At 65.9% G+C, this 24,362-nt stretch carries 22 protein-coding genes; 15 read left to right on the top strand and 7 right to left on the bottom strand.

From position 1 onward, the window contains the following. Positions 1–133 precede the first annotated feature (133 nt). The 3 genes from hslO (at position 134) to DXK50_RS02205 (ending at position 4,768) form a co-directional block, all read left to right on the top strand. Positions 134–1,021 carry an Hsp33 family molecular chaperone HslO gene (gene hslO, locus DXK50_RS02215; RefSeq protein ID WP_161865745.1) on the top strand — a complete coding sequence of 296 codons (888 nt, stop codon included), beginning with the start codon at positions 134–136 and terminating at the stop codon, positions 1,019–1,021. 168 nt (positions 1,022–1,189) lie between these two features. Then, positions 1,190–2,731, top strand: coding sequence for a phosphoenolpyruvate carboxykinase (locus DXK50_RS02210; RefSeq protein WP_161865746.1), 1,542 nt, complete (start codon positions 1,190–1,192; stop codon positions 2,729–2,731). Between the two features lie 114 nt (positions 2,732–2,845). Continuing rightward, the gene (locus tag DXK50_RS02205) at positions 2,846–4,768 is read left to right on the top strand and encodes a RecQ family ATP-dependent DNA helicase (protein ID WP_212629206.1); all 1,923 of its coding nucleotides are present in this window, start codon (positions 2,846–2,848) and stop codon (positions 4,766–4,768) included. A gap of 158 nt (positions 4,769–4,926) precedes the next feature. Here the strand turns inward: DXK50_RS02205 and DXK50_RS02200 are convergent, their stop codons facing one another. Genes DXK50_RS02200 through DXK50_RS02185 form a run of 4 tightly spaced genes read right to left on the bottom strand, consistent with a single transcriptional unit; the run spans position 4,927 to position 8,359 of the window. Beyond that, the gene (locus DXK50_RS02200) at positions 4,927–5,523 is read right to left on the bottom strand and encodes an ABC-type transport auxiliary lipoprotein family protein (protein WP_212629205.1); all 597 of its coding nucleotides are present in this window, start codon (positions 5,521–5,523) and stop codon (positions 4,927–4,929) included. Then, entirely contained in the window at positions 5,520–6,437 is a 918-nt protein-coding gene (locus DXK50_RS02195; RefSeq protein ID WP_212629204.1) for an MlaD family protein, read from the bottom strand. The genes DXK50_RS02200 and DXK50_RS02195 overlap by 4 nt, the downstream gene beginning before the upstream one ends. Continuing rightward, the gene (locus tag DXK50_RS02190; RefSeq protein ID WP_212629203.1) at positions 6,438–7,223 is read right to left on the bottom strand and encodes an ABC transporter ATP-binding protein; all 786 of its coding nucleotides are present in this window, start codon (positions 7,221–7,223) and stop codon (positions 6,438–6,440) included. Then, positions 7,220–8,359: an MlaE family ABC transporter permease gene (locus DXK50_RS02185; RefSeq protein ID WP_212629202.1), complete on the bottom strand. Its 1,140-nt coding sequence runs from the start codon at positions 8,357–8,359 to the stop codon at positions 7,220–7,222. The genes DXK50_RS02190 and DXK50_RS02185 overlap by 4 nt, the downstream gene beginning before the upstream one ends. Positions 8,360–8,516: 157 nt before the next feature. On the opposite strand from DXK50_RS02185, the gene DXK50_RS02180 reads away from it, so the two are divergent. From DXK50_RS02180 to DXK50_RS02165, 4 genes are all read left to right on the top strand, one after another. Then, entirely contained in the window at positions 8,517–10,001 is a 1,485-nt protein-coding gene (locus DXK50_RS02180; protein WP_212629201.1) for a flavin-containing monooxygenase, read from the top strand. 143 nt (positions 10,002–10,144) lie between these two features. Then, the gene (locus DXK50_RS02175; protein ID WP_178101817.1) at positions 10,145–10,312 is read left to right on the top strand and encodes a hypothetical protein; all 168 of its coding nucleotides are present in this window, start codon (positions 10,145–10,147) and stop codon (positions 10,310–10,312) included. Between the two features lie 231 nt (positions 10,313–10,543). Then, a complete protein-coding gene (locus DXK50_RS02170) occupies positions 10,544–11,464 on the top strand; it encodes an aldo/keto reductase (protein WP_212629200.1) in 921 nt (306 codons plus the stop codon). Position 11,465: 1 nt separating this feature from the next. Next, positions 11,466–12,749, top strand: coding sequence for an NTP/NDP exchange transporter (locus tag DXK50_RS02165; RefSeq protein ID WP_212629199.1), 1,284 nt, complete (start codon positions 11,466–11,468; stop codon positions 12,747–12,749). A 62-nt stretch (positions 12,750–12,811) separates the two neighbouring features. Here DXK50_RS02165 and DXK50_RS02160 read toward each other — a convergent pair whose 3' ends face one another. Next, entirely contained in the window at positions 12,812–13,714 is a 903-nt protein-coding gene (locus DXK50_RS02160) for a LysR family transcriptional regulator (protein WP_212629198.1), read from the bottom strand. A 97-nt stretch (positions 13,715–13,811) separates the two neighbouring features. On the opposite strand from DXK50_RS02160, the gene DXK50_RS02155 reads away from it, so the two are divergent. From DXK50_RS02155 to DXK50_RS02130, 6 genes are all read left to right on the top strand, one after another. After that, complete coding sequence (locus DXK50_RS02155; RefSeq protein ID WP_212629197.1) at positions 13,812–15,053, top strand: 3-hydroxyacyl-CoA dehydrogenase; 1,242 nt, start codon at positions 13,812–13,814, stop codon at positions 15,051–15,053. Further along, positions 15,050–16,840: an acyl-CoA dehydrogenase C-terminal domain-containing protein gene (locus DXK50_RS02150; RefSeq protein WP_212629196.1), complete on the top strand. Its 1,791-nt coding sequence runs from the start codon at positions 15,050–15,052 to the stop codon at positions 16,838–16,840. Before DXK50_RS02155 ends, DXK50_RS02150 begins: the two co-directional genes overlap by 4 nt. Positions 16,841–16,939: 99 nt before the next feature. Beyond that, positions 16,940–18,103 carry an iron-containing alcohol dehydrogenase gene (locus DXK50_RS02145; protein ID WP_212629195.1) on the top strand — a complete coding sequence of 388 codons (1,164 nt, stop codon included), beginning with the start codon at positions 16,940–16,942 and terminating at the stop codon, positions 18,101–18,103. 84 nt (positions 18,104–18,187) lie between these two features. Then, positions 18,188–18,622 (top strand): acyl-CoA thioesterase, encoded by a 435-nt coding sequence (locus tag DXK50_RS02140; RefSeq protein WP_212629194.1) that lies wholly within the window; start codon positions 18,188–18,190, stop codon positions 18,620–18,622. A gap of 42 nt (positions 18,623–18,664) precedes the next feature. Further along, a complete protein-coding gene (locus tag DXK50_RS02135) occupies positions 18,665–19,720 on the top strand; it encodes a DUF2157 domain-containing protein (protein ID WP_212629193.1) in 1,056 nt (351 codons plus the stop codon). Further along, positions 19,717–20,472: a DUF4824 family protein gene (locus DXK50_RS02130; protein WP_212629192.1), complete on the top strand. Its 756-nt coding sequence runs from the start codon at positions 19,717–19,719 to the stop codon at positions 20,470–20,472. The genes DXK50_RS02135 and DXK50_RS02130 overlap by 4 nt, the downstream gene beginning before the upstream one ends. Here the strand turns inward: DXK50_RS02130 and DXK50_RS02125 are convergent. Together DXK50_RS02125 and DXK50_RS02120 are read right to left on the bottom strand one after the other, a co-directional pair. Continuing rightward, complete coding sequence (locus DXK50_RS02125) at positions 20,466–20,900, bottom strand: glycine zipper domain-containing protein (RefSeq protein ID WP_212629191.1); 435 nt, start codon at positions 20,898–20,900, stop codon at positions 20,466–20,468. The genes DXK50_RS02130 and DXK50_RS02125 overlap by 7 nt on opposite strands. Positions 20,901–21,011: 111 nt before the next feature. Continuing rightward, on the bottom strand, positions 21,012–22,100 hold the full coding sequence (locus tag DXK50_RS02120) for a substrate-binding domain-containing protein (protein ID WP_161897860.1): 1,089 nt from the start codon (positions 22,098–22,100) through the stop codon (positions 21,012–21,014). Positions 22,101–22,298: 198 nt separating this feature from the next. Here DXK50_RS02120 and DXK50_RS02115 point away from each other — a divergent pair, with 198 nt between their 5' ends. Together DXK50_RS02115 and DXK50_RS02110 are read left to right on the top strand one after the other, a co-directional pair. Next, the gene (locus DXK50_RS02115; protein WP_161865762.1) at positions 22,299–22,793 is read left to right on the top strand and encodes a formate dehydrogenase subunit gamma; all 495 of its coding nucleotides are present in this window, start codon (positions 22,299–22,301) and stop codon (positions 22,791–22,793) included. Continuing rightward, positions 22,790–24,361, top strand: coding sequence for a formate dehydrogenase beta subunit (locus tag DXK50_RS02110; RefSeq protein WP_161865763.1), 1,572 nt, complete (start codon positions 22,790–22,792; stop codon positions 24,359–24,361). Before DXK50_RS02115 ends, DXK50_RS02110 begins: the two co-directional genes overlap by 4 nt. Position 24,362: the final 1 nt, after the last annotated feature.

The following is a 24,362-nucleotide window of genomic DNA, read 5'->3' as shown; positions in this document are numbered from 1 at the left end:
AGCCCAGTCGTTCAGTCGAGGTTCAGCGGGCGGTGGATGGAAGGTGAACGCCTGCATATGACGGCCGGACCTTGGTTGTGCTGGCGTTTGTGCATAAAATCGCCAGCCTTTTTCCAGACCCGGGCCAGCCGCTATGAACGACTTCAGTCAACGTTTCCTGTTCGACGACACCGATGTGCGTGGTGAGATGGTCGCGCTGCGCGAGAGCTACGCCCATGTGCTGGCCAAGCACGCCTACCCGCAGCCGGTGGCGCAACTGCTTGGCGAGATGATGGCCGCCGCCGCGCTGCTGGTCGGTACGCTGAAGTTCGACGGCCTGCTGGTATTGCAGGCACGCGCCGAAGGCCCGCTGTCGTTGCTGATGGTGGAATGTTCCAGCGCGCGGGAACTGCGCGGCATCGCCCGCTACGAGGCCGAGCAGATCGGCGCCGATGCCGACCTGCAGAGCCTGATGCCCAATGGCGTGCTGGCCATCACCATCGACCCGACCCGCGGCCAGCGCTATCAGGGCATCGTCGAACTGGATGGCGTGGACCTGGCCGAGTGCCTGTCCAACTACTTCGCCAGCTCCGAGCAGCTGCCGACCCGCTTCTGGCTCAAGGCTGACGGCCAGCGTGCTCGTGGTCTGCTCCTGCAGCAGCTGCCGCCGCACCATCAGAGCGAGCCACAGGAGCGCGCCGAGAGCTGGAACCACGTGCTGACCCTGGCCGATACCCTGACCGCCGAAGAGCTGCTCGGTCTGGACAACCCGACCCTGCTGCATCGCCTCTATCACCAGGAGAACGTGCGCCTGTTCGACGAGCAGCCGCTGCAGTTCCGCTGCAGCTGCTCGCGCGAGCGATCTGCCAGTGCCCTGGCCAGCCTGGGCCAGGCCGATGCCGAGCTGCTGCTGGCCGAGCAGGGCGGCAGCGTGGTGATCGATTGCCAGTTCTGCAACGAGCGCTACGCCTTCGATGCTGCCGACATCGCCCAGCTGTTTGCCGGTGCCGGCAGCGAGGCGCCGTCGCAGACCCGTCACTGATGAACCTCTCGCGCCAATAGACTGTCACTAGCGGGGCAAGATCGGATCGGAGGCTGCCAAGCCGTTCGCTTTTCTGGCATACTCCCGCGACTTTTTTACCGTGTAGTGCAGTTGCCCCTGTACTACACAACGTTCGGAAGACTCGGCCAGCGGCCGACGGGGACCCTCATGACGCAAGCCAACAACGCCGTGTACACCGACATCAGCGCCGCGCAACTGGTCGAAGAAGCCATTCGCCGTGGTGAAGGGGAACTGGCCGCCAACGGCGCGCTGGTCGTTCGTACCGGTCATCGCACTGGCCGCTCGCCGGCCGACCGCTTCATCGTTCAGGAGCCGAGCACCGAGGCGCAGATCGCCTGGGGCGCCATCAACCGTCCGTTCCCGGCCGACAAGTTCGATGCCCTGTGGGATCGCGTCGAGGCTTTCAACAAGGCTCAGGATCACTTCGTATCCCACGTTCACGTAGGTTCTGCCGAAGCGCACTACCTGCCGGTGAAGATGACCACCGCCACCGCCTGGCAGAACCTGTTCGGTCGTCAGCTGTTCATCAACCCCGAAGCCTACAACCCGGCCGGCAAGGCCGAGTGGCAGATCCTCAATGTCGCCAACTTCGAGTGCGTGCCGGAGCGTGATGGCACCAACTCCGACGGCTGCGTGATCATCAACTTCGCCGCCAAGAAAGTGCTGATCGCCGGTATGCGCTACGCCGGTGAAATGAAGAAAGCCATGTTCTCCGTGCAGAACTTCCTGCTGCCGGAGAAGGACGTGCTGCCGATGCACTGCGCCGCCAACATCGGCGAAGACGGCGACGTGACCCTGTTCTTCGGCCTGTCCGGCACCGGCAAGACCACCCTGTCCGCCGACGAGTCGCGTTACCTGATCGGTGACGACGAACACGGTTGGGGCGAAGGCGTGGTGTTCAACGTCGAAGGCGGCTGCTACGCCAAGTGCATCGACCTGTCCGAGAAGAACGAGCCGGTGATCTGGAAAGCCATCCAGTTCGGCACCGTGCTGGAAAACGTCGTGCTCGACGAACAGCGCACCCCCGATTACGCCGACGACAGCCTGACCCAGAACAGCCGCGCGGCCTACCCGCTGGAGTACGTCGAGAAGCGCAGCGAGAAGAACCTGGGCGGTGAGCCGAACGCCGTTATCTTCCTGACCTGCGACCTGACCGGCGTACTGCCGCCGGTGTCGATCCTCAACAACGAGCAGGCGGCCTACCACTTCCTGTCCGGCTACACCGCGCTGGTCGGTTCCACCGAAATGGGTTCGGGCGGCGGCATCAAGTCGACCTTCTCCACCTGCTTCGGCGCACCCTTCTTCCCGCGTCCGGCCGGCGTTTACGCCGAGCTGCTGATCAAGCGCATCAACGCCTTCGGCTCCAAGGTCTACCTGGTCAACACCGGCTGGACCGGCGGTGGCTACGGCGTCGGCAAGCGTTTCAACATCCCCACCACCCGTGGTGTGATCGCTGCCATCCAGAGCGGTGCGCTGATCGGTGCCGAGACCGAGCACCTGCCGATCATCAACCTGGACGTGCCCAAGGCCGTTCCGGGCGTCGAGACCAATCTGCTCAACCCGCGCAACACCTGGGCAGACAAGAACGCCTACGACGAGGCCGCCAAAGGCCTGGCCAAGCTGTTCATCGACAACTTCGCCAAGTTCGATGTCAGCGAGGCGATCAAGAACGCCGGCCCGCAGCTGTAAGCTGAGCCGCGTTCTCTGACAAAGCCGCCTTCGGGCGGCTTTGTCGTTCATGGCCAACGCTGGCGAACCGCGTTATGGTCATGGGCCATTCGGCGGTCAATGGAGTGACAGCGCATGTCCACCCTCAAACGCGTCTTCGGTTTCGATCAGCTGCGTCCCGGTCAGGAGGCGGTGATCAGCGCCGTGCTCGCCGGTCGTTCGGCGGCGGCGATCTTCCCCACGGGCTCGGGCAAGTCCCTGTGCTACCAGCTGCCGGCCCTGCACCTGCCGCACCTGACCCTGGTGATCTCGCCGCTGCTGGCGCTGATGCAGGATCAACTCGCCTTCCTGCACACCCATGGCATCGCGGCGGCCAGCATCGACTCGGCGCAGAGCCGTGAGCAGAGCATGGAGGTGATGAACCGTGCACGCAGCGGCGAGCTGAAGATCCTGATGATCTCGGTGGAGCGCCTGAAGAACGAGCGCTTCCGAAATTTCATCGCCCAGGTGCCGATCTCCCTGCTGGTGGTCGACGAGGCGCACTGCATTTCCGAGTGGGGTCACAACTTCCGCCCGGACTACCTCAAGCTGCCGGACTATCAGCGCCAGTTCGGCATCGCCCAGGTGCTGCTGCTCACCGCCACGGCCACGCCCAGGGTGATCGCCGACATGCGCGAGAAATTCGCCATCCTTGATGCGGACGTGGTCACCACCGGCTTCTACCGGCCCAATCTCAATCTGCTGGTGGAGCCGGTGCCTGGCGGTGCCAAGGCGCAGCGCCTGCAGCAATGGCTGGCGCCGCGGCGTGGTCAGGCGAGCATCGTCTATGTCACTCAGCAGAAGACTGCCGAGCAGGTCGCCGAGCGTCTGGCGCGGGACGGTTTGGCAGTCAGCGCCTACCACGCCGGCATGGCCCATGAGGTACGTGAGTCGATCCAGCGGCGCTTCATGGCCGGCGAGCTGGAGTGCATCGTCGCCACCATCGCCTTCGGCATGGGCATCGACAAGCGCGATATCCGCAACGTGGTGCACTTCGACCTGCCCAAGTCGGTGGAGAACTACAGCCAGGAAATCGGCCGCGCCGGGCGCGATGGCCAGGCCTCGGACTGCCTGGTGCTGGCCAGCCGCGACGGTCTCAGCGTGCTGGAGAACTTCGTCTATGGCGATACGCCGGAGCTTGCCGGCATTCGCGCCGTGCTCGACGACCTGCGTTCGGTCGGCACGGGCGGGCAGTGGGAGCTGATGCTTGGCCAGCTCTCCGAGCTCAGCAATATCCGTGCGCTGCCGCTCAAGACCCTGCTGGTGCAGCTGGAGCTGCGCGGCATCATCGCGCCGCGTTATGCCTATTTCGCCGAGTATCGCTTCAAGCTGCTGCTGGAAGACGAAGCCTTGCTGGTGCAGTTCGAGGGCGAGCGGCGCCAGTTCGTCGAGGCGATCCTTGCCTGTTCGAAGCGCGCGCGTACCTGGTCGACGCTGGACTTCGACGCGTTGTATCAACAGTACGGCGCCGAACGCGCGCGGGTGGTCAAGGCGCTGGATTACTTTCAGGAAAAGGGCTGGCTGGAGCTGGAAAGCAAACAGATGACCGAGGTCTACGCCGTGCTCGATGGCGGCTTCGAGAGCGAGACCCTGGCGGCCGATCTGCACGCGCATTTCCGCGCCCACGAGGCCAGCGAGATTGCCCGTATCCAGGCCATGCTGGCGCTGTTCGAGAGCCGCGAATGCCTGAGCCGGCGTCTGGCGCTGTACTTCGGCGATGCACTGGCGCCCGAGCGCTGCGGGCATTGCTCGGTGTGCCAGGGGCGGGTAGCGACCCTGCCGCAACCACCGGAATTACCACCCTTGAGCAGTCGCGATGCCCAGGCGTTATGCGCCGCCTTCGTCGAGAAGCACCGGCAATACGCCGGGCACGACCCGAGCCATGAGTGTCTGACGCGTTTTCTCTGCGGGGTGACAACGCCGTTGTTCACCAAGCTCAAGGCACGCCAGCTGGCCGGCTTCGCCGCGCTGGAAGATTACCCCTATGCCGAGGTGCGCGACTGGTTGCAGGGCGTTTAGCCAGAGAGCGCAAATCCTGTGGGAGGGGTTTTCGGCTCCGGCATCCTGCTTCGCCCTACCGCCTGCCTCCATGCAGTCGTAGCCGCGATACTTGCGGTGTAGCGCACGGCTGTCGCCGCTGAAGCGCCTCCCACGGGGTAAATTTGACGACCCGTCAATCAGCGGCTGCGCTGCCCTTCGGCCAGGGTCCAGTCCACCAGTTCACGCGCCAGCTTATCCCCGGCCTGGCCGAAAGCCGCCACCACCGAGGTAATCGAGGTATCGCCAGCCGCCTGGCTGACGCTGAAGCGGCGGCTGGCGATGATCTGCTGGCTGCGCGTATCGACCAGGTTGACGTCGAGACGGATCAGCGCGTGCGGGATGCCGTCGCGGTATTCGCTATGGAAGCTGCGCAGGTCGCTGACCAGTTCCAGATCGGCTTGCAGGCGCTGCTCTTCGTTGCTCAGGGCCTGAATTCGGCCGTCATCCTGAAAGGCGTCAAGCAGGCGGCCGCGCAACAGCTGCGGCGTGCGCTCGCTCCAGCGTACGCCCTGGTAGGTATTGACCCGGTCGGGCTCGGGCAGCACGACGATCCGTGTGCCGTCGAGCAACTGGCTACTGACCGGGCTGCCTACCCGCAGTGACCAGTCGACGTGCTGCGTCTGTGCCGGCAGTGCCGTGGCCGGCAGCAGGTAGATGTCCAGCGGTTCGCTCTGCGGCAGGATCGAGCAGGCGCCGAGCAGGGCGGCCGCCAGCAATAGGGTAAGAGTCTTCATGGTTGGAACTCCTTGATGCTGTCGCTGCGCAGCAGGTAACCGCTGGGGTCCTGCTCCAGGCGGCGAGAGAAACCGCGCAGGGCGCCCAGGGTTTCGCGCAGTTCGCTGATCGTCGGGCCCAGGTCGCTCAGGCCCTGCATGCCGCTGTCGAGTGCGCCGCGGTTGTTCTGTAGCAACTGCTCGATGGTACGGCTACTGCGCTCCAGCGAGACCATCAGACGTTCGGCGCTTTCCAGCACTTGGCTGCCCTGGCTGTCGAGCAACTGATTGGCGTTTGCCATCAGCGTGGCGGCTTCACGGGTGGCGGCACTGGTCTGGCGCAGCGCTTCACTCAGTTCGTCACGCTGGTCGGCGATGCCGGCGGTGGCCTGTTCGAGGTTCTCCAGGGTGCGCGACACGCGCTCGGCGTTCTCGCGCGAGAGCATGCGATTGGCGCGGTTGAGCAGGCGGGTGATATTGCTCACCAGGTCCTCGCCGTTGGCCATCAGCCGTGATAGCGGCGAGCGGTCGGCGATGATGATACCGGGTTGGCCATCCTTGCCCTCCAGCGGCGGGCTTTCGGGGCTGCCACCGTGTAGCTGGATCACTGCCAGGCCGGTTATGCCGGTGATCGCCAGGCGGGCACGGGTATCCTGCTTGATCGGCGTCTGGCCGGCGATGCGAATGCGCGCGCGCACCGTGCGTGGGTCATCGGGGTCGAGGCCGAGGCTGATCACGTCACCGACCTTGATGCCGCTGTATTGCACGGCGCTGCCCTGCGACAGACCGGTGACCGCCTCGTTGAAGATCACCTCGTAATCGGTGAAGGCGCGATCCGCTCCGGCCTTGTTCAGCCACAGGCCGAACAACAGCGCCGCGCCGACCGTGAGCACGGTGAACAGGCCAATCAGCACATGATGGGCTCTGGGTTCCATTCATTGCCTCCCTGCCGCCGAGGCGGCCTGTGCGGCCGCGCGTCCACGCGGGCCGTGAAAGTATTCCTGAATCCAGGCGTCGTCGGTGGCGGCCACCACTTCGAGGCGGTCGGCCACCAGCACCTTCTTCTGCGCCAGCACCGCGACGCGATCGCAGATGCTGTAAAGCGTGTCCAGATCGTGGGTCACCAGAAATACACTCAGACCCAGGCTGTCACTGAGGGTGCGGATCAATTGGTCGAAGGCCGCCGCTCCGATTGGGTCGAGGCCGGCGGTGGGTTCGTCGAGGAACAGAATGTCCGGGTCGAGTGCCAGGGCACGGGCCAGAGCGGCGCGTTTGACCATGCCGCCGGACAGCGAGGCGGGAAATTTGCCGCCGGCGTCCTGGGGCAGGCCGGCCAGGGCGATCTTGACCCGCGCCAGGCGCTCGGCCTCGGCGCGCGACAGGCCGGCATGCTCGATCAGCGGCAGGGCGATGTTCTCGCTGACCGTCAGCGAGGAGAACAGCGCGCCGCGCTGATAGAGCACGCCGAAGCGCCGCTCCAGCTGCGAGCGGCGCTCGGTCGGCAGGTTCAGCAACTCTTCGCCGAACACCCGCACGGTGCCGGCGTTGGGCTGGCGCAGGCCGACGATACTGCGCAGCAGCACCGACTTGCCGGTACCCGAGCCACCGACCACGCCGAGAATCTCGCCGCGATACAGGTCGAAATCCAGGTGCTCGTGCACCACCTGGCTGCCGAAGCGGTTGTTAAGGCCGCGTACCTCGATGACCTTGTCCCGGCTCACCAGCCCATCTCCATCAAGAACAGCGCAGCCATCGCATCGAGCAGGATGACCACGAAGATCGACTGCACCACTGCCGAGGTGGTGTGTTCGCCCACCGATTGCGCGCTGCCGCTGACCTTGAAGCCTTCCAGGCAGCCGATCAGGGCGATCAGGAAGGCGAAGATCGGCGCCTTGAGCAGGCCGACCAGGAAGTGCCGCAGCAGGTCGCTGTCCTGCAGGATCGACAGATACATCGTCACCGGAATGTCCAGGGACACGGCGCATACCACACCCCCGCCGACTATGCCGCTGAGCATGGCGATGAAGGTCAGGATCGGCAGCGCGATGAGCATGGCGAACACCCGTGGCAGCACCAGCAGTTCGATGGGGCTCAGGCCAAGGGTGCGGATGGCGTCGATTTCCTCGTTGGCCTTCATCGAACCGATCTGCGCGGTGAAGGCGCTGGCAGTGCGCCCGGCCATCAGGATCGCAGTCAGCAGTACGCCGAACTCGCGAAGGAAGGAGAAGGCCACCAGATTCACCGTGTAGATGGTGGCACCGAAGTCGGCGAGGATGGTGGCGCCGAGAAACGCCACCACGGCGCCCACCAGAAAGGTCAACAGAGCGACGATGGGCACGGCGTTGAGGCCGCACTGCTCCAGATGGGCCGCCAGCGAGGTGAGGCGCCAGCGCATCGGGCGCACCAGGATCGCCAGCATGCTGGCCAGGGTCAGACCCATGAAACCGAGCAGTGCGCGGCCCTGGTGCCACATGCCTTCGACCACTTCGCCGATATGGCCGAGCACTTCACGCAGTACCGAAGGCTCAGGCGCGGCTTGTGCCTGGGCGCTGTCTGCCATGGCATCGGCGACCGTCAGCAACAGGGCGCGGCGTCGTTCGTCGAGTTCGGCCTGCTGGATCAGGTGACGCAGGCGCTCACGGCCGAACAGCTCCACCAGCAGCGCTGCACCGGCGGTGTCCAGCGCGGCCAGGTCCCTGAGGTCGACGCTTTCCTCGCCGCGCAGGCGTTCGCGCAGGGCCAGCACCTCGGGTTCGAGCCGGCTGTAATGGGCCAGCGTCCAGTCGCCGCCCAGCCGCAGATCGCTGGCGGCGTCCGTGCTGCTGGTCTGCTGCAAGGTCAGGTAGGGTGTGGTCATCGCCACAGCTTAGCGCTGCAGGGGCGCCTCAAGCCAGTCACGACGGTCAGCGGATGTGAATGGAGCGGCGAATCAGCTGCCGGCTCCCGCAAAGATCGGATGACAGTTGCATGGACTAAGGTGATGCTCATTGTCCCGAGGCAAGCGAGGCTGAGCCATGTCCGTTGAACATCTGGATGTCCTGATCATCGGCGCCGGCCTGTCCGGAGTCGGCGCGGCTTGCCACCTCAAACGGCTGTGCCCGACCAAGCGTTTCGCCATTCTCGAGGGGCGCGAGGCCATGGGCGGCACCTGGGATCTGTTTCGTTATCCGGGCATTCGTTCCGACTCGGACATGTACACCCTCGGCTACAACTTCAAACCCTGGAGCGATCCGCAGGCCATTGCCGACGGTACGTCTATACGCCGTTACATCGAGGAAACGGCCGCCGAGCATGGCGTCGACCGCTTGATCCGCTATCGGCACAGGGTACTCGAGGCCAATTGGTGCAGCGCCAGCGCCACCTGGCAGTTGCGGGTGCAGCGCGGCGAGGAGAGCGAGCCGCTGCTTATGAGCTGCCAGTTCCTGATGATGTGCACCGGCTACTACCGCTACGAGGCTGGCTACACCCCCGAATTCACCGGGCGCGAGGATTATCAGGGCACCTTCATTCATCCGCAGCTGTGGCCTGAGGGCTTCGACTACGGCGGCAAGCACGTACTGGTGATCGGCAGCGGCGCCACGGCGGTGACTCTGGTGCCAGCACTCGCCGAGCGCGCGGCTCAGGTCACCATGCTGCAGCGTTCGCCCAGCTACGTGATCAACCTGCCGCAGCGCGATGCGCTGTCCAATGCACTGCGCCGGGTGTTGCCGGAGAAGTGGGTGTATCGCCTGGCACGCGGGCGCAACGTGACCCTGCAACTGGTCTTCTACAAGCTGGCCAAGCGCTTTCCCAACCTGGTGCGGCGGATACTGCTCGGGCTGGTGCGGCGACAGCTGGGCGAAGTCGATCTGCGCCATTTCAGCCCCCGCTACAAGCCCTGGGACCAGCGCGTCTGCGCAGTGCCGGATGGCGACCTGTTCCGCGTGCTGCGCCAGGGCAGGGCGCAGGTGGTCACGGCCGAGATCGAGCGTTTCACCGCCCAGGGCGTTCGGCTCAAGGGTGGCGAGGAGCTGGCTGCCGATGTGATCGTCAGCGCCACCGGTCTGCAGTTGCAGTTGTTCGGCGGCATCGCTGTGCAGGTCGATGGCGCGCCATTCGAGGCGCCGAAGAGCATGGGCTATCGCGGCATCATGCTGCGCGATCTGCCCAACCTGGCGGTGGTGATGGGCTACACCAACGCCAGCTGGACGCTCAAGGCCGATCTTTCCAGCGAGTACTTCTGCCGCCTGATCAATCATCTGGACAGCATCGGCATGCGCCAGGTGACACCACGCGACAAGGGCGGCAGCGTCCGCCCGGAGCCCTTTCTCGATTTGCAGTCGGGCTATATCGAGCGCGCCGCGCACCTGTTGCCGGCGCAAGGCGACCGGGTGCCGTGGAAGCTGCATCAGAACTATCTGCTTGATCTGGCGCTGCTGCGCTACGGCAAGCTCGAAGACGACTATCTGGTGTTCTCTGCGCCTCAGGAGGAGCCGCAAGCGGTGTTGGCGCAGCCTTGATGTGACGGGGCTATAGCGAATGTCCTACAAAATATTACACAATCGCGCCGCTTACGTTCCTGGCAGAGCGCCACTACACTTTTGCGAGCTGCGTCACGGAAGAACAACAAGGTGCCAAGCGCCTAATCAACCAGAGGTCGGCCATGAAGGAACAGCGCCATCTACCCGCACTGCGCGCTCATATCGAACAGCTGCTGAGCAAGGGCTGGGTCATCTCCAGCCGCAGCCCTTTGATGCTGCAGAACGGCCATCGTTGCTATCTCGTTTCCCACGGCATGCTGATCAGCGAATCTTCAACGCACGCGGCCTGAACGCTTTCCCGACCGTTGCGCCTCGGCCTTGCCTGGCGCAGCGGCATTTTGGTTACCGGATATTGCATCCCTAGCCTGCCTCATTCTCCTCTTCGTCCCGTGATAAGCGCCTGTGCCCGTCTGGCTTCGCTCTGATCGCTTGCCCACACAGAAGACACTGCGGATGTAACGCCTTGGTCAGCGCGTGGTCAGTGCCTATAACCAACCGGTCACTGAGAGAGGAGCCTGGTCATGCCCAGTCGTCGTCGAGTCCTGCAAGGTAGCGCCAGTCTGGCTGCGCTGGCTGCCCTGATGCCCTGGTTGCCGTCGTCCGCCTTTGCCTCAGGCACCCTGCTGAGCCGGGCGATTCCCAGTAGCGGCGAGCAGCTGCCGGTGATCGGTCTGGGCACCTCACGCACCCATGACGTGGCGCTGACAGATGAAGCGTTGCAACCGCTGCGCGAGGTGTTGCAAGCGCTGGTCAACGGCGGCGGCAGCCTGGTGGATACCGCGCCCAGCTACGGGCGGGCCGAGGCAGTGTGCGGGGCGCTGGCCGCCGAGGATGGCATGCGCAAGCGCCTGTTCCTGGCCAGCAAGGTGTCCTCGACCGGGCGTGCGGCCGGTGAGCGTCAGGTCGAGGCCAGCTTCGCCGCGCTCAGGGCCACTACCATCGACCTGATGCAGGTGCACAACCTGCAGGACACCAGCACTCAACTTGCGCTGCTGCGCGAGCTGAAAGAGCAGGGCCGGGTACGTTACATCGGCGTGACCCACTATCTGGACTCCGCCCATGAGCGCCTGCTCGAAGTGCTGCGCAACGAGCCGGTGGATTTCGTCCAGTTCAACTACTCCATCGGCGAGCGCAATGCCGAGCGCGAGTTGCTGCCCTACTGCGCCGACAAGGGCATCGCGGTGCTGATCAATCGCCCGTTTCAGCGCTCGGCACTGTTCGACCGGGTAAAGGGGCAAAACCTGCCTGACTGGGCGGCGATCGAACTGGATGTCACCTCCTGGGCGCAGCTGATGCTCAAGTTCATCCTTGCCAATCCTGCGGTGACGGCGGTGATCCCGGCCACCTCCAACCCCCGTTACATGGCTGACAATATTCTCGCCGGTCAGGGCCGCCTGCCGGACGCGGCGCAGCGCAAACGCATCATCGAGCTGTTCGCCTGAGATGCAGGCGCTCAGCTGGCGCCTGGCGCGGGCGATCAATGCCGAGAAGCAGGAGCTGGCGGCGGTGCTGGCCGGATTTGCCCTGTTCTTCTGCCTATTCGTCGGCTACTTCATGCTGCGGCCGATCCGTGAGGCAATGGGCATTACCGGCGGGGTGAACAACCTGCAGTGGCTGTTCACCGCCACCTTCGTCGTCATGCTGCTGGCGGTGCCGCTATTCGCCTGGCTCAACTCGAAGGTGCCGCGCATCCATTTCATCGACTGGGTGTACGGCTTCTTCTGTCTCAACTTGTTGGTCTTTGTGCTGCTGTTTCGCCTCGACCACGACAGTGTCTGGCTGGCGCGGGTGTTCTATGTGTGGATCTCGGTCTACAACCTGTTCGTCGTCTCTGTGGCCTGGAGCCTGATGGCCGATGTGTTCGATGGCACCCAGGCGCGCCGGCTGTTCGCCTTCATCGCTGCGGGCGCCAGTGTCGGCGGGTTGTGCGGGCCGCTTGTGAGCACTGTACTGATCGGGTCCATCGGCGAGTCCGGGTTGATGCTGATGGCCGCCGTGCTGCTCGGGGTGGCCATGGCGCTCAAGCGCTATCTGATGGTCTGGCGTGAACGCCAGGGCGCCGGGCGGCCGGGAGCGCTGCCCAGCGAAAGCCCGCGCAGGCCGGTGCCGGGCAATCCCTTCAGCGGGCTGACGCGCATGCTCGGCTCGCGTTATCTGCTGGGCATCGGCGCGTTCATTCTGCTGCTGACCTCGGTCAGCACCTTCCTCTACTTCGAACAGGCGCGCCTGGTGGCCGAGTTGTTCCCGGAGCGCGCCGCGCAGGTGCGGGTGTTCGGCGTGATCGATTTCGTCGTGCAGGCCGGCGCCCTGACGACTCAGTTGTTCATCACCGGCAGGGTGGCGCAGAAGCTCGGTGTGCGCGTGCTGCTGTCGCTGGTGCCGGCACTGGTCTGCCTGGGCTTTATCGGCCTGGCGCTGGCACCGACCTTCGCCATGCTGGCGGGGCTGATGATCGTGCGGCGCATCGGCGAGTACGCCTTCGTCCGGCCGGGGCGGGAGATGCTGTTCGCCCCGCTGGATGCCGAGAGCAAGTACAAGGCGAAGAACTTCATCGACACCGTGGTCTATCGCGGCGGCGATGCCCTCAGTGGCTGGGCCAAGGCCGGGCTGGACATGCTCGGTCACGGCGCCTGGCTGGTGGCGATGGCCGGCGCGCTGTGCGCCGCACTATGGGGCGTGCTCGGCTGGTACCTGGGCGGGCGCGCCGATCGCCAAGTCCAGAGTTAGGAGGTGCTGTGCGCACCGACATTGCACCGGAAGAATGGCCGGTGCGCATGGCGCGGCGCTCCCTAGGGGTTGGCCACTGCGACGATCTCCTCGATCAGCCATTGCAGCGCGGCATCGCGCTGACGTTGCGCCAGGCTGACCACTTCCAGATGGAAGGGGCCGAGGGCGAAGGGCAGGTCGAACAATTGCAGCGGCAGCAGCGTGGCGAAATGCCGGGCCAGGGCAGTGGGCAGCACGGCCGCCAGTTCGCTGCCGGCGACGATGTGCGCCGCCTGCAGGTAGTTCGGCGTGGTGTAGAAGATCTGCCGCGACAGGCCCTGTTCGCCCAGCCACTGATCGACCATGCCGCGGGTCTGCCCGCCGTGCACCCAGAGGTGACGCAGGCGCAGGAGGGTCTCCAGATCCAGGCTGCCCCGACGCAGCAGCGGATGCTCGCGGCGTACCGCCAGCTTGAGCGTCTCGCTCATCCAGTGACGGCGGGCGAAACGCGCCGGCATCTCGTCGAAGCGGCCCAGCACCAGGTCCAGCTCGCCCTTGTCCAGCGCCTCCACCGGCAGGCTGGGGCTGAGGTGGCGAATATCGATGCCGATTCCCGGTGCCTTGTGGCTGAGGCGGTCGAGCAGGCGCGGCATGCACACCAGCTCGACGTAATCGGTGACGGCGATGCGAAAGCGCTGGCGGCTTTCGCCCGGCTCGAAGGCCTCGCCCGCGCTCAGGCTCTGCTCCAGCTGGCGCAGCGCGCTGCGGATCGGCGCCTCCAGCGCCAGGGCTCGCGGGGTAGGCTGCATGCGTCTGCCCACGCGCACCAGCAGCGGGTCGTCGAGCAGCTCGCGCAGACGGCCCAGGGCATTGCTGACCGCCGGCTGGCTCAGCGCCAGGTGCTCGGCGGCGCGCGAGACGTTCTGTTCGCGCAGCAGGGCATCGAGCACGCGCAGCAGATTGAGGTCGAAGTTGGTGAAATTCATCTACTGAATACGTCGTATCACAAGACTAAATTTCAAAAATAGTAGCGGCTTGCTTATCGTGACCCAAGCTTTTCTATTGGTGCTCGAGAGGAACAACATGACTCAAGTCGTCTCGCCGCTTCGCTGTGCCGCCGTGATCGGCGCCGGCACCATGGGCCGCGGCATCGTCATCAGCCTGGCCAATGCCGGCCTGCAGGTGCTGTGGCTGGACAACAATCCGCAGATGGTCGAGCAGGGCCTGGCAATGGCCGAGGAAACCTGGGCGCACAACGTCGCCAAGGGCCGCATCGATGAGGCCGAAGCCGCGGCGCGACGCGCCCGAATCCATGCGGTGGAAAGCTATGCGGCGCTGGCCGATGCCGACTTGGTGATCGAGGCGGTGTACGAGAATCTCGAGCTCAAGCAACGCATCTTCCGCGAGCTGGACGCGGTGATGAAGCCCGGCGCCATCCTCGCCAGCAATACCTCGGCGCTGGATATCGACGCTATCGCCGCCGTCACAGCGAGGCCGGAAGCCGTGCTGGGCCTGCACTTCTTCAGCCCGGCGCACATCATGAAGCTGCTGGAGATAGTCCGCGGCGGCAAGACCGCGCCGGCCGTGTTGCAGGCCGCACAGGAGCTGGGCGAGCGCATGGGCAAGGTGGCGGTGGTGGCCGGCAACTGCCACGGCTTTATCGGCAACCGCATGCTGCACACCTACGTGCGCGAGGCGCGCATGCTGCTGCTCGAAGGCGCCTGGCCGCACCAGGTGGACGCGGCGCTGCAGGGCTTCGGCTTCGCCATGGGGCCGTTTCGCATGTACGACGTGGTCGGCATCGACCTGGAATGGCGCGCCCGCGAACTGGCAGGGGAGGGGCAGGATGATCCGGCGGTACAGGTGGACAACCGCCTGTGCGAGCTGGGCCGCTTCGGCCAGAAGAGCGGCAAGGGCTACTACCTCTATGCGCCCGGCAGTCGCCAGGCCGAGCATGACCCGGTCGTCGACGGCTTGGTGCAGATGCAGTCGGAGCGCCTGGGTTTCACCCGCCGCGATATCGGCAACGAGGAGATTCTCGAGCGCTGCCTGCTGGCGCTGGTCAACGAGGGGGCGAAGATTCTCGAGGAGAACATCGCCGCCAACAGCCACGACATCGACCTGGTCTATCTCAACGGCTACGGCTTTCCTGCCGAGCACGGCGGCCCGATGGTCTGGGCCGATGGCGAGGGTGTCGCGGCGATCCATCGGCGCCTGTTGCAACTGACCGAGCGTTTCGGCGCGCACTGGCAGCCGGCGGCGCTGATCGAGCGTCTGGCTGCCGAGAACAAGCAGTTCAGCGACGTACAGGAGGGTCGGGTATGAGCTATCAGGCGCCATTGCGCGATATGCGCTTCGTGCTGCACGAACTGTTCGACGCTGCCGGCCACTGCGAGCGCCTGGGCAACGGCCTGGACCGTGAGCTCATCGACGGTGTGCTGGAGGAGGCGGCAGCCTTCGCCGCGGGTGAGATCGCCCCGCTCAATCGCAACAGCGACGAGGAGGGCTGCCGCCTGGAGAATGGTCAGGTCAGTACGCCCAAGGGCTTTGCCGAGGCCTACCGGCAATACGTGGACAACGGCTGGGCGAGCATGACCGGCCCGGTGGAGTACGGCGGCCAGGGTTTCCCGCAGCTGGTGGCCTTCGCCTTTCACGAGATGCTGATGGGCGCCTCGCTGTCCTTCCGCGTCTACTCCGGGCTGACCGAAGGCGCCGTGCTGGCGCTGCACAAGCACGGCAGCGAAACGCTGAAACAGCAGTACCTGAGCAAGCTGGTCAGCGGCCAGTGGACCGGCACCATGTGCCTGACCGAGCCGCAGGCCGGCACCGACCTGGCCCTGCTGCGCACCCGCGCCGAGCCGCAGGCCGACGGCAGCTACAAGGTCAGCGGCAGCAAGATCTTCATCAGCGGCGGCGAGCAGGATTTCTCCGAGAACATCATCCACCTGGTGCTGGCGCGCCTGCCCGATGCACCGGCTGGCGTGAAAGGCATTTCGCTGCTGCTGGTGCCGAAGTTCGTCGCCGCCGCCGACGGCACTCCGGGTGAACGCAACAGCCTGTCGTGCGGGGCCATCGAGCACAAGATGGGCATCAAGGGTGCCTCCACCTGCGTGATGAACTTCGACGGCGCCACCGGTTGGCTGGTGGGCGAGGCCAACCAGGGTCTGGCCTGCATGTTCACCATGATGAACGACGCGCGCTTTCAGGTCGGCCTGCAGGGCCTCGGCATTGGCGAGGCGGCCTTCCAGGGTGCGCTGCGTTATGCCCGCGAGCGCCTGCAGTCGCGTGGCCTGGCGGGTGTGCAGGCGCCTGACAAGGCGGCCGATCCGATCATCGTTCACCCCGACGTGCGGCGCATGCTGCTCACGCAAAAGACCCTGGTCGAGGGCAGTCGCATGCTCGCTGCCTACACTGCACGCCAACTGGATCTGGAGCACGGCGCCGAGTCGGCCGAGGCGCGCAAGGCGGCCGGCAAGCGCGCGGCGCTGCTGATCCCCATCGTCAAGGCGTTCTTCACCGACATGGGCCAGGAGGTGGCCAGTCATGGCGTGCAGGTCTACGGTGGGCACGGTTTCATCCGCGAATGGGGCATGGAGCAGCTGATGCGCGACAGCCGCATCACCCAGCTGTACGAAGGCACCAACGGCATTCAGGCGCTGGACTATATCCGTCGCAAGCTGCTGGGTGACGGCGGCGCCGAATTGAGCGCGCTGCAGGCAGAGTTCAGCGCGCTGTGCGATGCCCAGACCACGCGCCCGGCGCTGGAGGAAATGGCGACCGTCGTGCAGGCGCGTATTGGCGAATGGCGCGAGCTGAGCACGCAAGTGCTCGCCGCATGCCAGCGCGATGCGCAGGAGATCGGTGCCACTTCGGTGGATTTTCTCCAGTACTCGGCCTACGTGCTGCTCGCCGGTTTCTGGCTGCAGGCCGCGGCGCGGGCTCAGGATGCGCTGGAGGCAGGGAGCGGCGAGGCGGCGTTCTACCAGGCCAAGCGGCACAGTGCCGAGTTCTACCTGCGCCGCGTGCTGCCGCGCGCCAGTGCGCACCGCGAAGCCCTGCTGGGCGGCGCGCAGTGCCTGATGGCCATGGATGAGGACAGTTTCGCCTTTTAGCGGAGATGTCTGTAGGAGCGGTGTAGCCCGGATGCAATCCGGGGAAATTTGCCTGACCGACCCCGGATTGCTTCCGGGCTACAACAAGAGGAGCACCCCATGCATCCCTTCAGCTTCGCCACCACCGCGCAGATGCTCTGCGAATCCGGCGCCAGCCTGCGTCTGGCCGACCTATGCCGCGAGCGCGGCGCGCAGCGCGTGCTGATCGTCACCGATCCCGGCATCATCCGCCTCGGCCTGCTGGAGCCCCTGCTGCCGGGCTTCGCCCGCGCCGGTATGGGTGTGCAGGTGTTCGACCAGGTGCTGGCCGATCCGCCCGAGGCCGTGGTGTTGGCCGCCGTGGCCCAGGCCTGCGAGCTGCAGGCGGAGCTGGTGGTCGGTTTCGGCGGCGGCAGCTCGATGGACGTGGCCAAGCTGGTGGCCTTGCTGGCGCATCCCGACTGCAGCCAGGCGCTGAGCGAGATCTACGGCGTGGGCAATGCCCGCGGGCGGCGTCTGCCGCTGATCCAGGTGCCGACCACCGCCGGCACTGGCTCCGAGGTGACGCCAATCGCCATCGTCACCACCGGCGAAACCACCAAGATGGGCGTGGTCTCGCCGCTGCTGCTGCCGGATCTGGCCCTGCTCGACGCCGACCTGACCCTCGGCCTACCGCCTGCGGTCACCGCCGCCACCGGCATCGACGCCATGGTGCATGCCATTGAGGCCTATACCAGCGCGCTGAAGAAGAACCCGCTTTCCGATCTGCTGGCGCGCGAAGCGCTGCGCCTGCTGGCGGCCAACCTCGACGAGGTGGTGCGCAACGGCGGCAACCGCGACGCGCGCCAGGCCATGCTGCTCGGCGCCTGCCTGGCCGGGCAGGCCTTCGCCAACGCGCCGGTGGCAGCGGTACATGCGCTGGCCTACCCCCTGGGCGGGCATTTCCATATTCCCCACGGGCTGTCCAATGCTCTGGTGCTGCCGCAGGTGCTGGCCTTCAACGCGCCGGTGGCCGCGCCGCTTTACGCCGAGCTGGCGCCGCTGGTATTGGGCGAGCAGTTGCGGGCCGGCAATGCCGCAGCGCAGACCGAGCAACTGATCGAGGCGCTGGCAGCGTTCAGTCAGCGCAGCGGCCTGCCGACGCGGCTGCGCGACGCCGGAGTGAGCGAGGCCATGTTGCCCACCCTGGCGGCGGACGCCATGCTGCAGCAGCGCCTGCTGGTGAACAATCCGCGCGAGATGAACGAGCAGCAGGCGCTGGCCATTTATCAGGCTGCCTATTGATTCAGGTCGCGGCTAAAGCCCCTCCCACAAGAGCGCCGCAGCCTTGGGAGGGGCTTTAGCCGCGATACCAATCCAAGGATCATCATGAGCCAACCCCAACACCTGCGTGGCGACTACCGCCACTTCCAGCCGATCACCACGCGCTGGCATGACAACGACATCTACGGCCACGTCAACAACGTGACCTACTACAGCTACTTCGACAGCGCGGTGAATGCCTACCTGATCGCAGAGGGCGGGCTGGATATTCATGGCGGCGAAGTGGTCGGCTTCGTGGTCAGCTCCAGCTGCGACTACTCCGCCTCCATCGCTTTCCCTGACGCAATCGAGGTCGGTCTGCGCGTCGGCAAGCTGGGCAACAGTTCGGTGCAGTACGAGCTGGCGATCTTCAGGGCCGGTGAGGAGCAGGCCTGCGCCGCCGGGCGTTTCGTCCATGTGTTCGTCGATCGGGCGAGTAATCGTCCGGTGAGCATCCCCGAGCCGCTGCGCTCGGCGCTGGAGCGTCTGCTGGCCGCCTGAGGCGTGCTAGGCTGTGGCGATTCATGCCGCCGGGGAGTGCCCATGTCCGATCTGCAACGCGAGCAGGCGCAACGCCGTGCCGAGCGCATCGCTGCGTTCCGCGCCGAGCTGGCCGAGCTGCACCGCGAGCAGGTGTTGCAGCTGAGCGCCGAGCAGGAGCAGGGCCTGACTGCCTATCACGAGCAGTTGCTGACGCACTACCGGCAAACTCTGGACATCGACGCCGATGCCCGCGCGCGCCAGCTGTCGCTGGGCATGCGCCTGGCCTCACTGGTCGGTGCGCTGGCCCTGGCAGCCGGGTTGTTCTTTCTCTTCTACCAGTTCTGGGGCCTGTTCGATGCCGGTGTGCAGGTCGGTGTGCTGCTCGGCAGCTCGCTGGGCAGCCTGCTGCTGTGCTTCTGGCTGCAGGCTCGCGACGCCTCCGGTTACTACGCCAAGCTGGCCGCGGTGCTGGCATTCGTCTGCTTCGTGCTCAATCTGTCGATGCTCGGGCAGATCTTCAATATCACGCCCTCGGACAAGGCGCTGTTGCCCTGGGGTGCGCTGGCGCTATTGCTGGCCTATCAATGCCGTCAGCGCCTGCTGCTGGTCACCGCGTTGCTGTGCTTCGGCCTGTTCCTCGCTGCGCGGTTGAACGACTGGACGGGCTTGTACTGGTGGTCGCTGGATGACCACCCGGAGAACTTCCTGCCTGCCGCGCTGCTGTTCGTGCTGCCACAGTTCATCGATCAGACGCGACGGATCGGTTTCGCCGCCTGCTATCGGGTGGTCGGCTTGCTGTACCTGTTCGGGCCGGTCCTGATCCTCAGCTACTGGGGCCAGGGCAGCTACCTCGATTGGCCGCCGCGCTGGGTGGAGGCCTTTTACCAGACGCTGGGCTTCGTCCTGGCGGGGTTGGTGATCTGGCTGGGCGTACGCCGCGGCTGGGCCGAGGTGGTCAATACCGGGTTGGGCTTCGCCCTGGTGCTGCTGTTCAGCAAGCTGTTCGACTGGTGGTGGGAGCTGCTGCCACGCTACCTGTTCTTCCTCCTGCTCGGGCTGATCGCACTGTTGTTGCTGGTCATGCTGCAGCGCTGGCGCCGTGGAGGTGCAGCATGAACCGCCCACTTTGGCTCGGTGTCGGGCTGATCCTGGCGAGCAATGCCGTGGCCCTCGCGGGCGTCTGGTACAACCGCAGCGGTGAGCCGCAGGCGCAACTGCAATTGAGCGAGCGGGAAATCCAGCTGCCCTACGACAGCTGGCTGCGCGGCGAAGAGAACAGTGGCCTGCGTCTGCAGCTGGCCTGGCGCCAGGCGGATGCCGACTGGTCCTGGCTGGACGAGGCCAAGCTGCGGGAACTGGGTTTTGCGCCGAACGACCTGGGCCGCAGCGCGGAGCGGCCGCTGTGGCTGGTGCTGGAACTGGACGGGCCGAGCTATCGAAAGCAGGTCGAGCGGGCCAAGGCCGCACTGGCCAGTGCCCAGGCGGTGCTGGCCTTACGACCGCAAGACGAGAGCTTGCGCCAACAGCGCGATCAGCGCCGGCTCGAACTGCGGCACGAGCAGCAGCAGGCCACGCGTCTGATGCTGGTGGATGCCGGCCTCGATGCCGAGGCTCTGCGCCAGGCCTGGCCGGATCGTCAGCGCCAGGTCATTCTGGCTGGTCGCCTGACCCCCTATCGCTACGGCGACATGCCCAACTACAGTGCCAGCGTAGTGCTGGAGAGTGATCGCATCAGCGTGCCCAGACGCTACCGGGAGGCCTTCGCTCAATGGCGGCTGCGCGCCCATGACGAAAAAAGGCCCAAGGTGCAGGTCGAAGTTGCCTTCGGCCAGCGCCATGAGCCCTGGTTGATCGGCGTCGGTCAGTGACGGCGCCAGTGTTTGTGGTGCTTCTTGCCGTGGTAGTGGCGACGCTTGTCACGACGGTCATCGTCGTAGCTGGCATTGCCCATGTAGTTGCCCAGCGCGCCACCAGCGCCGCCACCTACTGCGGCGCCAACCACGCCGCCGGTATTGCCGCCGACCTGCTGACCCACGACGTTGCCGCCTGCCGCGCCTAGCGCGCCGCCGATGGCGGCTTCGGTGCGGCTGCGGCGATCAGCGCCGACCATGCTGCCGGCCGCGCCGCCGAGGCCTGCGCCGACTGCAGCCCCGGTGTTGCCACCGACCTGCTGGCCAACCATCGCGCCCACCGCGCCACCGAGGGCGCCACCCAAACCCGCTTCGGTGCTGCCGGCAAAGGCGAAACCGCCGCTGCTCAGGCCAAGGGAAAGGAAGAGGAACTGTAGAGACTTCATAGGCTTCTCGATCACGGAGCCGCAGTGCGGCGGGAGTTGCTCCATTGACCCAAGCGGCTTGCCCGTGGTTCCCCACTGCGCAGCCGCCTGTCGGATTATGTGGTGTGATGCTCAGAGCAGGGGCTCGCGTCCCCACTGTTCCAGCGCCTGGGCCAATGGCAACACCTCACCGGGGCGGCTCAGGGCATAGCCGGGCAACTGAGCGATACGCGCCTGGAACTCCGGGTTCTGCAGCACTCGCAGCAGCGCGGCCATCGCCGGCAGCTCGAGGCTGTCCTCGCGGCACAGCAGGCAATAGTGCTCGCGCGCCATGGGGATGAAGTCCAGGCCGAACTGGCGCGCCGCCGCTTCCACGCCGAAGCCGACATCGGCCATGCCGCTGGCCACAAAGGCTGCCACTGCGGCGTGGGTGAATTCCTCGTTGTGGAAACCCTTGATGGTCGTGCTGTCCAGACCACCCTGCTGTAGCAGGTCCTGCAGCAGCAGGCGCGTCCCCGAACCTGGTTCGCGATTGACGAAGCGCAGCTCGCCGCGCGCCAGGTCCGCCAGGCCTTGCACGCCGTGCGGGTTACCTGGGGCGAGCATCAGCCCCTGGGTGCGCACGACGAAGGTGATCACCCGCTGATCGGGGCGCAGCCAGGGCTGGATGCGGCTCATGCTCAGCGCGCCGAGCGGCCCTGCCGGCACGTGCATGCCGGCCACTTCGCAGTCGTGGCGCTGCAGGGCGACCATCGCCTCGCTGCCGCTGCGAAATTGCACCTCCCACTGCCAGCTGGGGTCGCGTTCCAGCCATTCGCGCAGTGCCGCGACGGCGAAACCATGGCTGGCATGGATGCGCAGGCCCGGGTTGCTGGCCTGCAGCACCCGGTTCAGTTCCAGCTCCAGCTCGCCGGCCAGGTTGTCCAGCTGCGGCGACAGCCGTGCGCGGATGCGCTGGTCGGCCCACAGCAGCTTTTCTCCCAGCGGTGCCAGCCGTGCGCCCTTGCCACGCTCCAGCTCGATCAGCGGCCTGCCGAAGAATGCCTGCCATTTGCCCAGCAGGTTCCAGGCGTGACGGTAGGAATAGCCGACGCGGGCGGCAGCCTCGGTCAGCTTGCCGGTGTCGTGCACGGCCTGCAGCAACTCCAGCCCCTGCGGATCGAGGCTGCTGCCGTCGCGTTGGTGGAAACGCCAGCGAGGTTGAATGTCGATGCTGATCATATGCTCAAGGCTTCATATTTGTTCGGCCGATTTCCCATGCTAATTTGCAGCACATGGGCGCTTTGCGACCCAGTATAAGAACTTTACTTCATATGTGGCGAGCCTTGCGGCTCCGCCTGGGATAAGCCGACCGGCAGCCGTGACTGGCCGGATTATCTCCTGACAGTACCGGTATAGCCGCCGGCTGGAGCATCTAACATGGCCCTTCTTCCCCAGCGCTTCGCCCCCGAGCAGTGCGAGGCCGTCGCCCGTGAGGTGCTCGCCGCCCACCGCGGCCAGCCCGGCGCCCTGCTACCCATCCTCCACGACATCCAGGACCGCCTCGGCGCCGTACCGCCCGAGCTGTTGCCGCTGATCGCCGAGGACCTCTGCCTGTCGCGCGCCGAGGTGCACGGGGTGGTCACCTTCTATCACGATTTTCGCGCCACGCCGCCCGGTCGCCAGGTGCTCAAGCTGTGTCAGGCCGAGGCCTGCCAGTCGATGGGCGTCAAGGCGCTGACCGCTGAACTGGAAAGCAAGCTCGGCCTGCCGCTGGGCGAGACCCGTGAGGACGGCAGCCTCAGTTTCGAGCCGGTGTACTGCCTGGGCAACTGCGCCTGCGCACCGAGCGTGATGCTCAATGGCGAACTGCACGGTCGTGTCGACGCCGAGGAAGTGCTGGCGCTGCTGGCGGAACAGGAGGCCCAGGCATGAGCGAGTCCATTACCATTTTCGTCCCGCGCGATGCCACCGCGCTCAGCCTGGGCGCCGACAAGGTAGCCAAGGCCATAGTCGGCGAGGCCGCGGCGCGCGGTATCGAAGTGAAGCTGGTGCGCAACGGCTCTCGCGGGCTGTTCTGGCTCGAGCCGCTGGTCGAGGTCGCCACGCCGGCCGGTCGTGTCGCCTATGGGCCGGTCAAGGCACGCGACGTTGCCGGCCTGTTCGACGCCGGTTTCCACGAGGGCAAGGCACATGCGCTGGGCCACGGCCTGACCGAGGAAATCGAATACCTCAAGCGCCAGGAGCGCCTGACCTTCGCCCGCGTCGGCATCACCGACCCGCTGTCGCTGGAGGACTACATCGCCCACGACGGCTACCGTGGCCTCAAGCGCGCCCTCGGCATGACGCCCGAAGCGATCGTCGCCGAGGTCACCGAGTCCGGCCTGCGTGGTCGTGGTGGTGCGGCATTTCCCACCGGCATCAAGTGGCGCACCGTGCTTGGCTGCCAGGCCGAGCAGAAGTACATCGTCTGCAATGCCGACGAAGGCGACTCGGGCACCTTCTCCGACCGTATGGTGATGGAGGATGACCCCTATGTACTGATCGAGGGCATGACCATCGCCGGTCTCGCCGTCGGCGCCACCAAGGGCTACATCTACCTGCGTTCGGAATACCCGCACGCCGAGGCGGTACTGCTCGAAACCATCGCCCGCGCCACGGCCGCCGGCTATCTGGGTGACGACGTGCTCGGCAGCGGCAAGGCCTTCCACCTGGAGCTGCGCCGCGGCGCTGGCGCCTATATCTGCGGTGAGGAAACTGCGCTGCTCGAGAGTGTCGAGGGCAAGCGCGGCACCGTGCGGCCGAAGCCGCCGCTGCCAGCCATCGAGGGCCTGTTCGGCAAGCCGACGGTGATCAACAACGTGATCTCCCTGGCGTCGGTGCCGATCATCCTCGACAAGGGCGGTGCCTACTACAAGGACTACGGCATGGGCCGCTCGCTCGGCACCCTGCCGATCCAGCTGACCGGCAACATCGCCCGTGGCGGCCTGATCGAGAAGGCCTTCGGCATCACCCTGCGCGAGCTGCTGTATGAATACGGCGGCGGTTCGGCCAGCGGCCGGCCAATCCGTGCGGTGCAGGTCGGCGGCCCGCTCGGCGCCTATCTGCCCGAGTCGCAGTTCGACACACCGCTGGATTACGAGGCCTTCGCTGCCCTTGGCGCGGTGCTCGGCCACGGCGGCATCGTGGTATTTGACGATACCGTCGACATGGCCGACATGGCGCGCTATGCCATGGAGTTCTGCGCGGTGGAATCCTGCGGCAAGTGCACGCCCTGCCGGATTGGCTCGACCCGCGGCGAGGAGCTGCTGTCGCAGATCATCGTGGCCCGTTCCGAAGGCCCGCAGCCGGGGCGCATCGAGCTGCTCAAGAGCCTCTGCGACACCATGCTTGGCGCCTCGCTCTGCGCCCTTGGCGGCATGACACCCTATCCGGTGCTGAGCGCCATCAACCACTTTCCCGAGGACTTCGGCGTGTCGCAAGACAGCGCCGAAGCCCGCTGAT

The sequence above is a fragment of the Pseudomonas sp. KB-10 genome, assembly GCF_018221585.1.
GTDB lineage: Bacteria > Pseudomonadota > Gammaproteobacteria > Pseudomonadales > Pseudomonadaceae > Aquipseudomonas > Aquipseudomonas yangonensis.
This window is presented reverse-complemented; position numbering and strand designations above follow the sequence as displayed.

Coding starts and splice junctions, on each gene's coding strand:
- DXK50_RS02185 (WP_212629202.1), bottom strand. CDS start 8,359: ATGACCACACCCTACCTGACCTTGCAGCAGACCAGCAGCACGGACGCC.
- DXK50_RS02155 (WP_212629197.1), top strand. CDS start 13,812: ATGACTCAAGTCGTCTCGCCGCTTCGCTGTGCCGCCGTGATCGGCGCC.
- DXK50_RS02120 (WP_161897860.1), bottom strand. CDS start 22,100: ATGATCAGCATCGACATTCAACCTCGCTGGCGTTTCCACCAACGCGAC.
- DXK50_RS02125 (WP_212629191.1), bottom strand. CDS start 20,900: ATGAAGTCTCTACAGTTCCTCTTCCTTTCCCTTGGCCTGAGCAGCGGC.
- hslO (WP_161865745.1), top strand. CDS start 134: ATGAACGACTTCAGTCAACGTTTCCTGTTCGACGACACCGATGTGCGT.
- DXK50_RS02145 (WP_212629195.1), top strand. CDS start 16,940: ATGCATCCCTTCAGCTTCGCCACCACCGCGCAGATGCTCTGCGAATCC.
- DXK50_RS02180 (WP_212629201.1), top strand. CDS start 8,517: ATGTCCGTTGAACATCTGGATGTCCTGATCATCGGCGCCGGCCTGTCC.
- DXK50_RS02115 (WP_161865762.1), top strand. CDS start 22,299: ATGGCCCTTCTTCCCCAGCGCTTCGCCCCCGAGCAGTGCGAGGCCGTC.
- DXK50_RS02195 (WP_212629204.1), bottom strand. CDS start 6,437: ATGGAACCCAGAGCCCATCATGTGCTGATTGGCCTGTTCACCGTGCTC.
- DXK50_RS02165 (WP_212629199.1), top strand. CDS start 11,466: ATGCAGGCGCTCAGCTGGCGCCTGGCGCGGGCGATCAATGCCGAGAAG.
- DXK50_RS02150 (WP_212629196.1), top strand. CDS start 15,050: ATGAGCTATCAGGCGCCATTGCGCGATATGCGCTTCGTGCTGCACGAA.
- DXK50_RS02170 (WP_212629200.1), top strand. CDS start 10,544: ATGCCCAGTCGTCGTCGAGTCCTGCAAGGTAGCGCCAGTCTGGCTGCG.
- DXK50_RS02140 (WP_212629194.1), top strand. CDS start 18,188: ATGAGCCAACCCCAACACCTGCGTGGCGACTACCGCCACTTCCAGCCG.
- DXK50_RS02135 (WP_212629193.1), top strand. CDS start 18,665: ATGTCCGATCTGCAACGCGAGCAGGCGCAACGCCGTGCCGAGCGCATC.
- DXK50_RS02110 (WP_161865763.1), top strand. CDS start 22,790: ATGAGCGAGTCCATTACCATTTTCGTCCCGCGCGATGCCACCGCGCTC.
- DXK50_RS02210 (WP_161865746.1), top strand. CDS start 1,190: ATGACGCAAGCCAACAACGCCGTGTACACCGACATCAGCGCCGCGCAA.
- DXK50_RS02205 (WP_212629206.1), top strand. CDS start 2,846: ATGTCCACCCTCAAACGCGTCTTCGGTTTCGATCAGCTGCGTCCCGGT.
- DXK50_RS02160 (WP_212629198.1), bottom strand. CDS start 13,714: ATGAATTTCACCAACTTCGACCTCAATCTGCTGCGCGTGCTCGATGCC.
- DXK50_RS02130 (WP_212629192.1), top strand. CDS start 19,717: ATGAACCGCCCACTTTGGCTCGGTGTCGGGCTGATCCTGGCGAGCAAT.
- DXK50_RS02175 (WP_178101817.1), top strand. CDS start 10,145: ATGAAGGAACAGCGCCATCTACCCGCACTGCGCGCTCATATCGAACAG.
- DXK50_RS02200 (WP_212629205.1), bottom strand. CDS start 5,523: ATGAAGACTCTTACCCTATTGCTGGCGGCCGCCCTGCTCGGCGCCTGC.